This window comes from Paracoccus alcaliphilus (assembly GCF_028553725.1).
Lineage (GTDB): Bacteria > Pseudomonadota > Alphaproteobacteria > Rhodobacterales > Rhodobacteraceae > Paracoccus > Paracoccus alcaliphilus.
The window spans coordinates 2,532,830-2,548,771 of the sequence record NZ_CP067124.1 but is presented as its reverse complement, the minus strand read 5'-3'; the positions used below and the strand labels follow the sequence as shown (position 1 = coordinate 2,548,771).

Below are 15,942 nucleotides of genomic sequence, written 5' to 3'. Positions count from 1 at the left end.
TCGATGGACAGGGTTCTTGCGACATGGTTCGGCGTCGGACTGCTCAAGCCCGCGCCGGGGACATGGGCCTCGGTCGTGGCCGTGGGTCTGGGCGTGTTGATCCACCGGTTGGGGCATTTCCCGCTGCTGCTGGTCGCGACGCTGCTGGTCACCGCGCTCGGGTTCTGGGTCGTCAGACGCTATACCGCCGGGATGGAGGACCCCGACCGCAGTGAAATCGTCATCGACGAGGTCGCGGGCCAGTGGCTGGCGCTGTGCTTTCCGTCCTTCGGCTTCTGGTATATGGGCCTGCCCGCCGACAGCTTCCCCTATCCCGGCTGGGTGGCGGCGCTGATCTTCTTCAGGCTGTTCGATATCTGGAAACCCTGGCTGGTGGGCCGCGCCGACCGCGAAGGTGGCGTCCATGGCGTCATGCTGGACGATCTTTGGGCTGGACTTTTCGCCGGTATCGCGACGATGATAGCGGCGGGAATTTCACATGGATTGCTGATGTGAGCCTTGCCGCCGACGTCCTCGACGCCGCCCGCGCACGCGGCGTGATGATCGCCACCGCAGAAAGCTGCACCGGCGGGCTGATCGTTGCGGCGCTGACCGAGGTGCCGGGATCATCCGATGCCGTGGACCGCGGGTTCATCACCTATTCCAACAGTGCCAAGCAGGACATGCTGGGCGTCCGCCCCGACACGCTGCAGGCCCACGGCGCCGTCAGCGAAGAGGTCGCGATGGAGATGGCGGCTGGCGCGCTGCGTCAATCCGCGGCCGGAATCGCGGTTTCGGTCACCGGCATTGCCGGGCCGGGCGGATCGGAACACAAGCCCGAGGGCCGGGTCTGTTTCGGCATCGCCCAACCCTTCGGCACCCGGACCGAGACCGTCGAATTCGGCGCCATCGGCCGCCACCGCGTCCGCGCCGCAACGGTCGAACACGCCTTGCAACTGTTGATGGACGGGCTGCGCCGGGGCTAGATCGCATTGTCCCCAGCCCGCGATTCAAAAAACTATGCGAAACCGATCATACCCATCCGAGTGGTCCAGTTTGAAAGTACATGACTGGCCTATGGTCCATCAGGTCGATGGTTTCCGCGACCAGTGGCCGATAGCCCAAGGCGCTATGAAAGCCTTTCGTGTTGCCAAAACACTGATTCTGTAACCTCCCCCGACGGCATTGATGTGCCAAGGCGGGATCGCCACAATCCATTTTGGGAGGCGCTCATGTTTGGCGGCCCTTTGTTCGAAGGCCACGGGTGATTTCCAGCCCAAGGCTGAGTGTTTGCGTCGCGGGTTGTAAAAGCCGTTGATGTATTCGAAGAAGGCAATCTCAACCTCTCGCCGGGTGTGCCAGTCGCGGCGCCAGACCAGTTAGGCCTTCAGCGATTTGAAGAAGCTTTCGACGGCAGAGTTGTCGTAGCAATTACCTTTGCCTCTCATCAATGCCTTGAACCCATGTCGGCGCAGAAGCTTCTGGCAATCATGGGCGCAGTATTGCGATCCACGATCCGTATGATGAATGCATCCTGGCGACGGTTTACGCAGCGCAATTGCCATGTTCAGCGCCCGGATCGTCAGATCCTGCTTCATCCGGTTGCTGATCGCCCAATCCTCAACCCGCCTTGAGAACAGGTCGATGATGACCGCCAGATAGATCCAGCCCTCGCGCGTCCAGACATAGGTGATGTCTCCGGCCCATTTCTGGTTCGGCCCGCTCGCCGTGAAAACCTGCTGCAAAAGGTTCGGCAGAATGTTGAAGTCATGATCGCCGTCAGTGGTGCGCTTGAGATTGCGGCTGCGGAGTACCTTGATGCCGCTCTGGCGCATCAGACGGCCAACGCGGCGTTGTCCCTGACAATGCCCAAGACCTTGCGATGCAGCTGGGGGAAGGCCTCCCGCACCAACAATCCCCACCTTGAGCCCGAAATTGGAAAGCCTTGGCGTGGCGCGTCTGCATGCAGATCGCCGGAAGGTTGACCTTGGCCAGGCCCTCGAACAGCCATTGGGACAACGGACCAACTTTCAGCTCCCGGCAGATCCGCCCATCCTCATCAACGATGCAGTTCGAGGTCTCATTTACCGATACATCCAATCCGGAAAAGTGCTTCATGCTGCGCTTCCTTTCCTGATGCTTGTGGCTGCTTCACACCGACCACGTCCTACCATCAGCTCGAAGCGCAGCATTCATGACGTCCGGGATGGGGAGCGGGGTCCAAGCCGAATAACCCGTCTGAACCTAACCTCGAGAACGGCGTTGTTGCGCAACTATCGCTTGAGGCGTGACTGCCCCTTCCCCCACTCAACTCAGGCTAGGCGGACGATGTCGGCTGTGCCGAGGGCGTTGAAGCGGTTCATGAGTGCGACGCGGATGTGGACTTCGGCGGTCTGGCGATCCGGGTCTCTCGCCATGATGCGTTCGCCGAAGGATTTCAGGCAGCGCATCCTCGCCTCGATCCGGCTGCGGGCGTGGTATCCAGTCCAACGTTTCCAGAAAGCCCGACCGTAATGTCGGGTGGCGCGCAGGGTGTCGTTTCGGGCGCGTGCCGCCGGGCAATCTTCCTTCCACAGCCGCCCGTTCTTGCGGATCGGAATGATCGGGGTGGCCTCACGCGCGAGGATAGCGGTGTGGCAGCGGCGCGTGTCATAGGCGCCGTCGGCGGTGACCGTGCCGATCTTCTCGTCCGCCGGGATCTGGCCGAGCAGGTCGGGCAGAACGGGGCTGTCGCCGTCGCGGCCAGGGGTGAATTCCACCGCGCGGATGTCGGACGTGGCCGGGTCCATCGCCAGATGCACCTTGCGCCATTGGCGCCGCCCCTGCACCCCGTGCTTGCGCGCCTGCCATTCGCCGTCGCCGAGGAACTTGATGCCCGTGCTGTCGACCAGCAGGTTGAGCGGCCCGTCGGCGCGGCGATAGGGGATCTGCACGGCCAGGGTCTTCTGTCGGCGGCACAGCGTGGAAAAGTCAGGCACCGGCCAGTCCAGCCCCGCCAGCTTCAGCAGGCTCGCCACCATCCCGCCTCGCCAAGGTTCCTCGAACCAGTGGCGGAACCTGGCTCGATCTGGCGAAGCGGCAGCTTGAACAGGACCTTGATCGACAGGCAGAACTGTATCGCCGCATCGGAAAACACCGCTGGCCTCCCAGGCCTCCCATCACGCGGCGCAAGCCAGGTTATGTCCGTGTCCACCCAGATCAGCAGCGACCCCCGCTTGCGCAGCGATGCGTTGTAGCTGGACCAGTTCGTCGTGCGATAGCGGGCGGGTGATGGCTTGCTCATGCAGCGCGTCTAACGGCATGGATCCGCAAAGTGAATCACTTGCCGTCAGGCTTGTGCAACAACGCCCTCGAGAACCCAAAAACTCTCTCACAACCTCAGGGCGAACCTATCTGACTGCAACGCTTGCACTGTTCCTGCCCGATCCGCTGCCTCGGACATGGCCGCTCGACAGTACGCCGCGGATGACTTCGACATCGTTCTCGCTGCCGATCTAGCGGACCCGCAGGTGCAGCGGATCCATTTACAACAGGACTGCCTCGCCCTGTCCCTTCGCGAAGTGTCGCAGCACCGCCGGATACAGCCGGTGTTCCTGCACCAGCACCCGTGCGGCCAGTGTTTCCGGCGTGTCGCCGGGCAGGATCGGCACGCGGGTCTGGCCGAGGATCGGGCCGGCGTCCAGCTCCGGCGTGACCAGATGCACCGTGGCCCCTGCCTCGGCGTCGCCTGCGGCGATGGCGCGGGCATGGGTGTCGAGGCCGGGATATTTCGGCAGAAGCGACGGGTGGATATTCAGCATCCGCCCCTGAAACCGGCGCACGAAACCATCGGTCAGGATGCGCATGAAACCGGCAAGGCAGATGATGTCCGGCTGCGCGGCCAGCAGCGGCTCCAGCAGCGCGGATTCGAAACCCGCGCGGTCGCGGGGGAAATCGCGGTGGTCAACGGCGGCGGTCGGCACATCCAGCGCGGCGGCGTGGGCCAGGCCGGCGGCGGATGGATCGTTCGAAGCCACCAGCACCGGACGGGCAGGATGATCGCCGGTCATGCTCTCGATCAGGCGGAGCATGTTCGATCCGCCGCCCGAAATCAGGATCGCGACGCGCTTCACCCAAGCGTCCCGCTGTAGCGCACGCCCTCTCCCGCCGCGACATGGCCCAGACGGTGGACCGTCTCGCCCTGATCGGCCAGCAGCGCGGCGATTGCATCGGCGCGGTCGGCGGCGACCGACAGGATCATGCCGATGCCGCTGTTGAAGGTCTTCAGCATCTCGGCCTGATCGATGCCGCCCGCCTGCGCCAGCCAGCCGAAGACCGGCGGCAGCGCCCATGCGCCAAGGTCGATCTCGGCCCCCAGACCTTCGGGCAACACGCGCGGCAGGTTCTCGGTGATGCCGCCGCCGGTGACATGGGCCAGCGCGTGAACGCCGCCCGCGCGGATCGCCGCCAGCGCCGGCTTCACATAAAGCCGCGTCGGCACCAGCAGCCCCTGCCCCAGAGAGCCCTCGCCAAAGGGCGAATCCGCGTCCCAGCCAAGGCCCGCGCGTTCCGCCACCTTGCGCACCAGCGAATAGCCGTTGGAATGCACCCCGTCCGAGGCCAGACCCAGCAGCACATCGCCCGCGACCACGCCTGACGGCAGCGCCGTGCCGCGCTGCATGGCGCCGACCGCGAAACCGGCAAGGTCGAAATCGCCGTCGTGATACATGCCCGGCATCTCGGCCGTCTCGCCGCCGATCAGCGCACAGCCCGCCGCCTGACAGCCGCGCGCGATGCCTTCGACGACGCGGGCGCCCTCATCCACCGACAATTTACCGGTGGCGAAATAGTCAAGGAAGAACAACGGCTCTGCCCCCTGACACACCAGATCATTGACGCACATGGCGACCAGATCCTGACCGATCCCGTCAAGATGGCCGGTGTCGATGGCGATGCGCAGCTTGGTGCCGACCCCATCGGTCGCGGCCACCAGAACCGGATCGTCATAGCCCGCCGCGCGCGGATCGAACAGCGCGCCAAAGCCGCCAAGCGCGTCCATCACGCCCGGGCGCCTTGTCGCCGCCGCAGCGGGTTTGATCCGTTCGACCAGCGCATTTCCCGCGTCGATATCGACGCCTGCATCGCGATAGCTGATCCCGTTCTTCGTCATGGCGGCCCCCGGCTGAATGCTGCGCCCCCGATAGCCCAAGCGCCGGTTGCAGGCAACGCCCATGCGCGTTGCAATCAGCCCCGTGTGACCGCCGCGATGACCGAGCGCGCCGCACGCAGGCCCGGCGCCTCGCCGCCACGGCCTAGCCGCTGCATGGTCAGGTCCATCGCGTCCAACTGCGCCTTGCGGGCCGACATATCCTCAAGCGTGGCCTGAAGCGCGGTAGCCAGCGGGCCGGGCTGGCAATTGCGGCCCAGAAATTCGGGCACGGCGCGGGTTTCACTGACCAGATTGACCAGCGTCACGGTATCGGTCTTCAGCAACATGCCGATCAGCAACCGGCTGAGAAACGCCATGTCATAGCCGATCACCATCGGCACCCGGTTGGCGGCCAGTTCCAGACTGACCGTGCCAGAGGCCGCCAGCGCCAGATCCGCCGCCGCGAATGCGGCGCGTTTGTGGGCCGGATCCTCGACCACCACCGGCGGGACCGGCCAGCGCCGTGACATTTCGCGCACCATCTGCGACACGCCCGGAACCGTGGGCAGCACGACGCGGATTTCGGGCACCCGGTCGCGCAGCCGCATCAGCGCCTCGTCAAAGCGGACGGCCAGACGCCCGACCTCGGACCTGCGCGAGCCGGGCAGGCACAGCACGACCGGTGCATCGGTGGCAATGCCGTGGTCGGTGCGGAACTGCGCGGCCTCGTCGCGTCCGGCGATGGGCTGGGTGGCAATGGGATGGCCGACGAAATCGCAGGTCATTCCGGCGGCCTGCATGAACGGAGGCTCGAAGGGCAGCAGCGCCAGAACATGGTCGATCACCTCGGCCATGCGGCTGGCCCGCCCCGGACGCCATGCCCAGACCGAAGGCGCGACATAGTGGATGGTGCGCAGATCGGGCTGCGCCGCCCGTACCAGCCGCGCCACGCGCAGGCAGAAATCGGGGCTGTCGATGGTAATCAGCGCATCGGGCACCTGATCCTGAACGGCTTGCGCGGTCTCGGCGATCCGGCGCTTGAGGTGCCGGTATTTCGGGATGATTTCCCAGATGCCCATCAGGCTCAGCTCGTCCATCGGGAACAGGCTTTCCATGCCCTCGGCCATCATCAGCGGGCCGCCGATGCCGCAGAACCGCACATCCGGCAGCAATTGCCGCAACCCCGCCATCAGCGCGGCACCCAGTTGGTCGCCCGAAGGTTCGCCCGCGATCAGAAAGAACTTCATGTCGCCTCTCGGTCTGTGCAAAAGACAAGGCCACGCGGCCCGGTCAAAGTTCCGATGCCGGACGCGCCCACAGGAACATGCCCGCCGCCTCGGCCCGGCGGATCGTTTCGGCCCGGTCCAGCAGGATAACGCCGCCCGCCTCCCATACGATCCCTGCCAGACCGGCGGCGGCGGCCTGGGTCACGCTGTCGGGACCAAGGGTCGGCAGGTCGATGCGCCGGTCCTGCCCCGGTTTCGGCGCCTTGTAGAATACCCCGCGCGCGCCGTTCCGATTGGGCCGCAGATCGGCGTGCCGCGCGGCGAAAGCCAGCATCGCCTCGGTCCCCGGCAGGGTCTCTATGGCAAGGCACTGGCCCTGCGCGACGACCACCCCCTGACCCACGTCCAGCGGCCCGGTCACCGCCAGAATGGCCGCGCCGCGTTCGGCGTCGCTTTGATCGGCATCGGTGGGCTGACCGGTCAGGACACCGCTGTCGGCGATCAGGGCCGGGGCGATTTCCGATACAGAACAAATCTTGAGATCGTTTTCCTCGAACACGTCGAGGACTGCCCGCAGCGCCGCATCGTCGCCCGACTGCATCGCCATCATGATCCGGGGCACCAGTTGCACGGTGCGCGGGTCGAACAGTTTGGGGTCCAGCCGGGGGCGGCGGATCGCGCCGGCAAAGATCACCTGTCCGACTCCCTGATCGGTCAGATGATCCAGAAAGGGCATCAGACGCTCCAGCCGGAAATCGGTGGCATCGACCCCTTCGGGCGCGAACCCCTCCAGCGCATAGACCAGCGGCTGATCCAGTTCGGCAATAACGGCGGCGGCCAGCGCGCCCTGCCCGGCGATGACGGCAATCCGGCTCATGCGGGTTTCGGCGCGAGGAAGCTGCGTTCGGACGGGCCAAGGATGAAATCCAGCACGTCGCGTTCCATCGGCGAGACCTCATCACCGGCCCGGCTTCGCGCGGTATCGCGGAACGAGCCGCCGCCAAGCGCATGCAGCAGATCGCGCAGCGCGGCGATCTCGGCCCGGCCCGCGCCCCGACGCTTCAGCCCGACAAGATTCAGCCCGTCCAGATGGCCGCGCGGCCCCTGCACCAGACCATAGGGGATCACATCCGCCGTCACCATCGTCACCGCGCCGATCATCGCACCGCGTCCGATGCGCACGAACTGATGCACGCCGGACAACCCGCCGACGATCACCTCGTCCTCAAGGATGCAATGACCCGCGACCGAGGCATTGTTGACCAGAATCACCTTGTTGCCGATCTGGCAGTCATGGGCGACATGCGCCCCCGCCATGAATAGCCCGTCATCGCCAACACGGGTGACGCCGCCGCCGCCTTCGGTTCCGGGGTTCATCGTCACATATTCGCGGATGCGGTTGCGCGCGCCGATTTCCAGCCGCGCACGTTCGCCGCGGAATTTCAAGTCCTGCGGGATTTCCCCGATCGAGGCGAAGGGAAAGATCACCGTGTCCGGCCCCACCACGGTTTCACCGGTCACGACGACATGCGATTTCAGCACCACCCCCGCCGCCAGCGAGACCTGCGCGCCGACAACGCAGAACGGGCCGATCTCGACCCCCGCGCCGATCTGCGCCCCGGGTTCGATCACTGCCGAGGGATGGATGCGGCTGTCAGTCATCGGCCTTCTTCGCCATCATCGCGGTGAATTCCGCCGAGGCGCAAACATGGCCGTCAACCAGCGCCTGACCTTCGAATTTCCAGATCTTGCCACCGCCGCGAACCGCCTTGACATGCAGCTCCAGCACGTCGCCCGGCACCACCATGCGGCGGAACTTGCACTTGTCGATGCCCATGAAATAGGTGGCCAGATCGGCATCGATGATATTCATGCTGACGCCCACCACCACGGCCGAGGTCTGCGCCATCGCCTCGATGATGGTGACGCCCGGCATCACCGGCTCATTCGGGAAATGCCCCTGAAAATGCGGCTCGTTGCTGGTGACGTTCTTGATGCCCACCCCGGACTCGAAGGGCACGATATCGCGCACCTTGTCGATGAACAGAAAGGGATAGCGATGCGGAAGGATCCGCTTGATGAGACGCAGATCGGCCTCGGTATAGGGGGCTGACTCACGCGATGCTTCTGCCATGTCCGTTCCTTCACGCGGTTTTCGACGGGTTACCAATGCCTAACCCCGTTGGCAAGCAGGACGACCTCAGGCCGCGCCCGCCCCTTCGGTCATGGGCGAGCGACCGCCACCGCGTCGCCCCTCGGCCAGCCAGCCCGCAAGGATCAGCCCGGCGATCAGTGCCAGCCAGACCCAGCCGGGCAGCAGCGGCCGGCGTTCCAGCCCGGTCACGGTGGCCGCATCGCGGGCGGTGATCGCGATCCAGTCACCGGCGACGCCGCGGCCATGCGCCCGCCTGCCTTCGGGCACGCTGCGCAGATCGGGGATGCCGTCCGACAGCGACATCACCGCGCCCCCGGTGGCCTCGGCCAGTGGCGCCAGCTGATCGCCACTGGCGACGGTCTGCTCGAACTCTCGCGGGGCCGAGGGCCCCAGCGCCAGAACCCGCCGCAGATCGCCATCGCGCAACTGATAAAGACCCGGCTCGGGCGCGGTCCAGTCGGCGGTGAAGCGGCCCGGCCCGTCCTCGGTCAGCGGCACCTCCTGCACCGAACCATCGGGCAAGGTGATCTGCACCGGCCCGGCAGTGGACTGCATCGTCCGGCGCGTCAGGTGCAGTTGCAACCCGTGCGAGATATCGGCCAGCAGGGTTTCCTCTTCCAGTTCGGGTTCCTTCATCGACCAATGCGCGATGCGGCGCAGCAGTTCCAGTTGCGGGCCGCCGCCCTCGAAGCCGCGCCCCCACAGCCAGACCTGATCCGAGGCCAAGAGCGCCACGCGCCCCTCGCCCTCGCGGTCCATCACCAGCAAGGGCCGGTCGTCCACCCCGGTCATCACCACCTGCGCATCGGCATCCGGCGTCACCTCGACCATGCGCAGCCAGCGGCCCCAGCCCTCGTTTTCCTCGGACGGCGCGCCGGGCAGGCCCGAGGTCACCGGGTGGCGCTGACCGTCATCCGACAGCACCGGGCGGAAAGGCTGATCGATCACCCGCCCCGTTGGCCGCGCGGGCAGGATCGCGCCCAGAGGCGACAGGCTGAGGCTTTCGACACTGGCGAATTCCGGCCCCGCCGCGATCAGCAGCGCGCCCCCCTGCTGCACATAGCGCAGGATGTTCATGTAATAATCGGGCGGCAGAATGCCCTGCACGCTGTAGCGGTCAAAGATGATCAGGTCGAAATCGTCGATCCGCTCAAGGAACAGTTCTCGGGTCGGGAAGGCGATCAGCGCCAGTTCATCCACCGGCACGCCGTCGGATTTGTCGGGCGGGCGCAGGATGGTGAAATGGATCAGGTCCACCGCCGCGTCGGATTTCAGCAGGTTGCGCCATGTACGCTCGCCCGCGTGGGGCTCGCCCGAGACCAGCAGCACCCGCAGCCGGTCGCGGACGCCGTTGATCGCGATGGCGGCGGCGTTGTTGCGGTCGGTCAACTCAACGGTGTCGCTGTCGGGCGCGTCGAAACCGATCTGGACCGTGTTCTGCCCGGCATGGGTCAGCCGCAGCGGCATCTGGACCGAGACGCCGGGCGGAACGGAAAAGACCTGCTCGTCCTCGCCATCGATGCTGATGCGCAGGGTGGCGGGCTGGCCCTCGACATCAGCCGGGACTGCGCCCTGATCCTCGACGCGCAGACGGATCGTCACCTCCTGGTCGATCATGCCGAAGGCCGGGGCTTCCTCTATCACCAGACGCCTATCCCAGTCCTCGGGCTGACCGCTCAGCAGCACATGCACGGGCGCGGGGGCGCCCGCAGGCAGCATCGCCTGATCGTGCAACCGCCCATCGGTCAGCGCGATCACCCCGGCCAGCCGCGCGGCGGGTTCGGCGGCGATGGCCCGGCTGATCGCCGCGCCCAGCAACGTGCCGTCATCGTCATCGCCCACCGTGACGCGGCGCAATTCGGTATCGGGCAGCGCGCCGATCTGCGTTTCCAGCGATTGCAGCGCGGCGTCGGTCTGCGCGCTGCGACCCGGCAGGGACTGGCTGGCGGAACGGTCATCCAGCAGGATCACGATATCGCTAAGGCCCGCGCGGCTGCCCATCTCCAGCGCCGGTCCGGCCAGCGCCAGCGCGGCGGCCAGCCCTGCCAGCCCGCGCCACGCCCAGCCGCGCAATCCCCGCCACAGCGCGAAACCAGCCACCAGCAGCGCCAGCACGGCCAGCGCGGCAATCGCCCACCACGGCAGGGCCGGATCGAAACGCAGGGCTGTGGCAGAGAAATTCACGGGGCCAGCTCCTCTTCCACGCGCAGCCGGTCCAGCAGGGCGGGCACATGGACCTGATCGGATTTGTAGTTGCCGGTCAGCACATACATCACCAGATTGACGCCGAAACGATAGGCCATCTCTCGCTGCTGCTCTCCCTCCCAGCCGCGCCCGATGGGAAAGGCGTAAGAGCCGTCATCATCCATCGCCCATGCTTCGGTCCATGAGTTCGCGCCGATCACCACCGGGCTGACGCCGTCATTCAGATGGCGGAAACCGCTGGCCACCGCCTCGGACGAGATCGGCGCCTCGACCCAGACCGACTGCCCCTGCCAGCGGCCCGGAAAATCGGCCAGCAGATAGAAGGTGCGCGTCAGGACGTGATCGTCGGGGACCGGGGCCAGCGGCGGAATTTCCAGCGGCGCGGCCAGATTGCGCAGCGATTCGCTCATATCCGGGCCGCCAAGCCCGGCGATGTCGCCGTCGCGGGTGTCGAACAGGATCATCCCGCCCGAGCGCAGATAGTGGTTCAGCCGCAGATAGGCCTGCGGCGAGGGCAGCACCTGATTGTCGGTCACCGGCCAGTACAGCATCGTCAGCACCGACAACTCGTCCTGATTCACGTCGATCGCCACCGGCTCTCCGGGTTCGACCGAGGTGCGCTGACGCAGCACCATCGACAGCCCGCGCAACCCTTGCCGCGACGCCTCGTCCACCCGCTCGTCGCCGGTCACGACATAGGCCAGCGCGACCTCATCCGCCGCGCGGACCAGTTCGGGGTTCAGCGCGCCTTGCTCGTCCGCCTCTTGCGCATGGACGGGGGGCGAGGGCAGCGCCATCATCACCACCAGCAGCGCCGCAGCCAGCCGCCTGCCCCGCATCAGCGCCGCCGAACCCAGCGCGTCCAGCGCCATCAGCAGCGCCGCCGCCGCCAGCAGCAACCCCTTGAGATCGCGGCCCGCCGCCTCGGCCCGGTTTTCAAGCTGCGCACCGGGCCATGTCGCCAGCTCGAACCCGCCGCCCGCGTTCAACGCCATGCGCCGTTCGCCCGCGGCATAGATCCCGGCGGGGTGGTCGGGGCCAGGACCATCGGCCAGCGCCTCGGCCGGGACCGGGGCCAGCCCCTCGGCGGGCTGGTCGCGGCCAAAGCCGTCCAGCAGGGTTTCGGGCACCCAGAACGGATGTTCGCGATCCTCGGCCTGCGCCTCGACCGGGGTGGTGCGGGCAGTGGCGATCAACCGGTCCAGCATCTGCACGAACAGGCCCGAGATCGGCAGGTTCGACCATTCGGCATTGGCGGTGACATGGAACAGCACCAGTTGCCCCTGCCCCATCCGCGCCTGCGTGACCAAAGGCGTGTTGTCACTGAGCGCGGCGATGATCCGTTCGCTGAGATCGGGCGAGGGTTGCGGCATCAGCTGCGCGCGCACCGTCACGTCGTCGGGGGTGGACAGCCCGGCGAAAATGCCGTCGCCGTCGAAATCGCGCAGGGCACGCGGATCGCCCCAGCTGAGCGCGCCGCCGATATCGCGCCCGCCCTGACGCAGCCGCACCGGCAACAGCGGTTCGTCCGCCAATGCGTCATAGGCGCCCATGCGCGGCCCGGCAAAGCGGATCAGCAGCCCGCCATCCTCGACCCATCCGGTCAGTTCATCCACCTCGGCCAGATCGACCTGATCGGCCAGCACAATGACATCGGGGGCGGTGTCCAGCACATCGCCCAGCCCCCCCTCGACCAGATCGGCGGACGGGGCCAGCGCCCGGCGCAGGTAATGCAGCGGCGACAGCAGTTGCTGCCCCTCGGCCTGACGGTCGGCGGCACCGACCAGCCCGACCTTGTGCCGCCGCACCCGGTCGTCGGCCAGCACCACGGCACCGGCATGGGCGGCGGCCTCGATCTGGAAACGGGTGATGCGGTTGCGCAATTCGGGCGGCAGGTCGATGGCGACGGGCCGGGTGGCGACACCGCGCGTTATCTGCGCCGCGCCCGGTTGCAGGCGGGCCAGCTCTCGCGGGGTGCCTTGCGGGTCGGGGCCGATGGCCAGCACCACCGGCGCGGCCTCGTCGCTGGAGGTCAGGCGCAAGGCGGGCGATTCGCCGCCCTCCAGCGCAAGGGCGCGGATGGGCGATGCCGGGGGCAGAACGGTCAGGCTGCCGGCCTCGGTCAAGGCACGCACCCAGACCTGACGATGCGGATTGTCCAGCCCGTCGGCGATCCACAGGGCCGAAAAGCGCCCGGATGGCAGATCGGCCAGCGCAGTGGCCGGATCCTCGGGCAGCTCAGTGGTCCATGCCACCGGCTGCGCGGCGCGCAGGCCCGCCAGCAGGCTGTCGGCGGGCTGGAAGGCCAGCGGCCCCTGATGGCGCCCATCGGCCAGCAGCAGCGCGGTCGGGCGGCCTGCGGCGGCGGCCTCGGTCAGGGCGCGTTCGGCGCGGGCCTGACGGGCGGGCCAGTCGGGGGCGGCGGCCCAGCCCGCATCCATCACCACCAGCAGCGGCCCATCGGCATCGTCCTGCGGCGCGGGTTTCCAGACCGGCCCGGCAAAGGCCAGGATCAGCGCCGCAACCGCCGCCAGCCGCAACAACAGCAGCCACCACGGCGTGCGCCGCGCCACCGGCTGGCGGTCCACCAGCCCCCGCAACAGCGCCACGCCCGGAAAGGCGATCAGCCGCGGGCTGGGCGGCATGGCGCGCAGGATCAGCCACAGCACCGGCAGCGCGATCAGCGCCGTCAGCACCCAGGGCGCGATGAAGCCAAGGGGACCCAGTATCAGCATCAGTCCCCCAGCACCTGATACAGCCATTCCAGCACGACGGCGGGCGCATGATCGGTGCGGTGATGGCCGAAATGCCAGCCCGCCCCCGTTGCCTGTGCCGCCAGCCAGTCGCGCCGTTCGGCCAGCCGCTGGCGATAGGCGTCGCGCAGCCCCCCGGCATCGCGGCTGTCATGGCTGAACGCCCCGGAGACCGAGCGGAACACCACCGCCCCCTGATAGGGAAACGCCTCCTCGTCCGGGTCCAGCAGTTGCAGCATCGCCCCCCGCGCGCCCATCGCGCTGGCCCGTGACAGCACCCCGGGCAGCCAGTCGGGACGTTCAAGGAAATCGCCGATCAGCACCAGCCGCTGACCCGGGCGCAGCGTGTCGGCATCGGGCTGGTCGTCGTCGCCCGCGCCGGCGGTCATGGTCAGCAGCGCCTCGGCCAGACGCCCGGCCTGCATCCGTCCCGAGCGCAGCGGCTGCCCCAGCAACCCCACCTTTTCGCCACCGCGCAGCAGCACCATGGCCAGCGCCAGCGCCAGCAGCCGCGCCCGCGCGGCCTTGGTCGGACGATCCGCGCCGCCGGTGAACTGCATCCCCTGCCCGTTCGATACCCAGATCGCGACGGATTGCGCCGTCTGCGCCTCTCGGTCGCGGACGAATTGCGCATCCGACCGGCCCGAGCGGCGCCAGTCGATGGCCCGCGCGGTATCGCCCTGCGTGGCGGGGCGATATTGCCAGAAATCCTCGCCCGGACCGGCGCGGCGCAGCCCATGCGCGCCCGGCGCGACCATCGCCGCCAGCCGTTCGGCCGACAGGATCAGGCCGGGCAGATGGGCGCTGGCCGCATTGGCGCGCGCTTGCAGTTCGGCAGGTGTCAAAGGCACGGTATTCAGCGGCAAATGGCAGACCTCACGCGGCGCGGCGGTTGCCGAGCCGTTCGCCAAGGATGCGCAGGATCACCCCATCGACGGTTTCGCCCCTTGCGCGGGCGGCGAAGGACAGCGCCATGCGGTGACGCAGCACCGGCGCGGCCATCGCCTCGACATCGTCCAGCGTCGGTGCGAAACGGCCATCCAGCGCCGCACGCGCCCGCGTGACCAGCATCAGCGCCTGCGCCGCGCGCGGCCCCGGCCCCCAGACCAGCGTATCGGCGACAAAGCCCGCGGCCTCGTCGGCGCCGGGACGGCAGGCGCGGACCAGATCGAGGATCGATTCGACCACCGCCTCGCCCACCGGCATCTGGCGGATCAGCCGCTGCGCGGCAATCAGCGCGTCGGGGCTAAAGACCGCATGGGCCGCGCCTTCTTCGACCCCGGTGGTGGCCAGCAGGATGTCGCGTTCGGTGTCGCGGTCGGGATAATCGACGTCGATCTGCAACAGGAACCGGTCCAACTGCGCCTCGGGCAGCGGATAGGTGCCCTCCTGCTCGATCGGGTTCTGGGTCGCCAGCACATGGAAGGGCCGGTCCAGCGGGCGATGCTGGCCGCCGATGGTCACCTCGCGTTCCTGCATCGCCTGAAGCAGCGCCGATTGCGTGCGGGGGCTGGCGCGGTTGATCTCATCAGCCATCAGCAGCCGGGTAAAGACCGGACCTTCGATGAAACGGAAGGCACGGCTGCCATCGGCCAGCACGTCCAGCACCTCGGAGCCAAGGATATCGGCGGGCATCAGATCAGGCGTGAACTGGATGCGCTGGCTGTCCAGCCCCATCACCGTGGCCAGCGTATCGACCAGCATCGTCTTGCCCAGCCCGGGCTGGCCGACCAGCAACGCATGCCCCCCCGACAGAATCGCGGCCAGTACCTGCTCTACTACGCCATGCTGACCGACGAAACGCTGCTCGATGCTGGCGCGCGCCGCGCCCAGCTTCTGGCCAAGCTCGGTCACCTGCTGAACCAGAATTTCATCCGAAGCCATGACAATGCCCTTCTGCTGCTCTAGACCAGCATAGGCAACCATTTGACGGGCGACCACAACCAATGGCCAGTAACTCTGACAAAAACATGAGAGCGGAAGGCATTGCCGCCGCCGCAGCCACGGCGGCAAAGGATGGCGGATTGCCGCCTGTGCATCTGTGGAACCCGCCCTTCTGCGGCGATCTGGACATGGAAATCCGCGCCGATGGCAGCTGGTTTTACGAGGGCACGCCCATCGGACGGCCCGCGATGGTGCGGCTGTTCTCGACCATCCTCAAACGCGAGGGCGACCGTTACTTTCTGGTCACCCCGGCCGAGAAGGTCGGCATCCGCGTCGTGGACGCGCCGTTTCTGGCCGTGGATGCCGATATTTCCCGCGACCGCGTCACATTCACCACCAATGTCGGCGATCAGGTGACGGCGGATGCCGATCACCCGATCATCATGCGCGGCAACGGGGTGCAGCCGCGCCCCTATGTGATGGTGCGCGCGGGGCTGGAGGCGCTGATCGACCGCAAGACCTTCTATCGTCTGGCGGCGGCGGCGAATGAAGGCCCCGAGGGCCGGATCGGCCTGCATTCCGCCGGACAGTTCTTCGCACTGGAATCCTGAG

Annotated in this window: 13 protein-coding genes and 2 pseudogenes; 3 read left to right on the top strand and 12 right to left on the bottom strand. The window is 67.3% G+C overall.

What is annotated here, in order from left to right; genetic code table 11:
* Positions 1-3 precede the first annotated feature (3 nt).
* Both JHW40_RS13190 and JHW40_RS13185 read left to right on the top strand, forming a co-directional pair.
* Positions 4-495, top strand: coding sequence for a phosphatidylglycerophosphatase A family protein (locus JHW40_RS13190; RefSeq protein ID WP_090614143.1), 492 nt, complete (start codon positions 4-6; stop codon positions 493-495).
* Positions 492-965, top strand: coding sequence for a CinA family protein (locus JHW40_RS13185; protein WP_090614146.1), 474 nt, complete (start codon positions 492-494; stop codon positions 963-965). Before JHW40_RS13190 ends, JHW40_RS13185 begins: the two co-directional genes overlap by 4 nt.
* A 252-nt stretch (positions 966-1,217) precedes the next feature.
* Here the strand turns inward: JHW40_RS13185 and JHW40_RS13180 are convergent.
* The 12 genes and pseudogenes from JHW40_RS13180 to JHW40_RS13125 all read right to left on the bottom strand — a co-directional run.
* Positions 1,218-1,838: pseudogene (locus tag JHW40_RS13180) on the bottom strand (IS3 family transposase); the annotation flags it as partial.
* A gap of 453 nt (positions 1,839-2,291) precedes the next feature.
* Positions 2,292-3,262: pseudogene (locus JHW40_RS13175) on the bottom strand (IS5 family transposase).
* Between the two features lie 241 nt (positions 3,263-3,503).
* Positions 3,504-4,091 carry a phosphoribosylglycinamide formyltransferase gene (gene purN, locus JHW40_RS13170; RefSeq protein WP_090616699.1) on the bottom strand — a complete coding sequence of 196 codons (588 nt, stop codon included), beginning with the start codon at positions 4,089-4,091 and terminating at the stop codon, positions 3,504-3,506.
* Positions 4,088-5,128, bottom strand: a complete 1,041-nt coding sequence (purM, locus tag JHW40_RS13165; RefSeq protein WP_090616715.1) for a phosphoribosylformylglycinamidine cyclo-ligase — start codon at positions 5,126-5,128, stop codon at positions 4,088-4,090. Before purM ends, purN begins: the two co-directional genes overlap by 4 nt.
* A 74-nt stretch (positions 5,129-5,202) precedes the next feature.
* Complete coding sequence (gene lpxB / locus JHW40_RS13160) at positions 5,203-6,354, bottom strand: lipid-A-disaccharide synthase (protein ID WP_090616697.1); 1,152 nt, start codon at positions 6,352-6,354, stop codon at positions 5,203-5,205.
* 43 nt (positions 6,355-6,397) lie between these two features.
* The gene (locus tag JHW40_RS13155; RefSeq protein ID WP_090616695.1) at positions 6,398-7,210 is read right to left on the bottom strand and encodes an LpxI family protein; all 813 of its coding nucleotides are present in this window, start codon (positions 7,208-7,210) and stop codon (positions 6,398-6,400) included.
* Complete coding sequence (gene lpxA, locus JHW40_RS13150) at positions 7,207-7,995, bottom strand: acyl-ACP--UDP-N-acetylglucosamine O-acyltransferase (RefSeq protein WP_090616693.1); 789 nt, start codon at positions 7,993-7,995, stop codon at positions 7,207-7,209. Before lpxA ends, JHW40_RS13155 begins: the two co-directional genes overlap by 4 nt.
* Entirely contained in the window at positions 7,988-8,467 is a 480-nt protein-coding gene (fabZ, locus tag JHW40_RS13145; RefSeq protein ID WP_090616691.1) for a 3-hydroxyacyl-ACP dehydratase FabZ, read from the bottom strand. Before fabZ ends, lpxA begins: the two co-directional genes overlap by 8 nt.
* Positions 8,468-8,533: 66 nt before the next feature.
* Complete coding sequence (locus JHW40_RS13140; RefSeq protein ID WP_170851933.1) at positions 8,534-10,672, bottom strand: hypothetical protein; 2,139 nt, start codon at positions 10,670-10,672, stop codon at positions 8,534-8,536.
* Positions 10,669-13,428 carry a DUF4159 domain-containing protein gene (locus JHW40_RS13135; protein ID WP_090616690.1) on the bottom strand — a complete coding sequence of 920 codons (2,760 nt, stop codon included), beginning with the start codon at positions 13,426-13,428 and terminating at the stop codon, positions 10,669-10,671. The genes JHW40_RS13140 and JHW40_RS13135 overlap by 4 nt, the downstream gene beginning before the upstream one ends.
* Positions 13,428-14,312, bottom strand: coding sequence for a DUF58 domain-containing protein (locus tag JHW40_RS13130; protein WP_244519335.1), 885 nt, complete (start codon positions 14,310-14,312; stop codon positions 13,428-13,430). The genes JHW40_RS13135 and JHW40_RS13130 overlap by 1 nt, the downstream gene beginning before the upstream one ends.
* Positions 14,313-14,322: 10 nt before the next feature.
* Positions 14,323-15,330 carry an AAA family ATPase gene (locus JHW40_RS13125; RefSeq protein ID WP_090616688.1) on the bottom strand — a complete coding sequence of 336 codons (1,008 nt, stop codon included), beginning with the start codon at positions 15,328-15,330 and terminating at the stop codon, positions 14,323-14,325.
* Between the two features lie 86 nt (positions 15,331-15,416).
* Between JHW40_RS13125 and JHW40_RS13120 the strand changes: the two genes are divergently transcribed.
* Positions 15,417-15,941, top strand: a complete 525-nt coding sequence (locus tag JHW40_RS13120) for a DUF1285 domain-containing protein (RefSeq protein WP_170851932.1) — start codon at positions 15,417-15,419, stop codon at positions 15,939-15,941.
* Position 15,942: the final 1 nt, after the last annotated feature.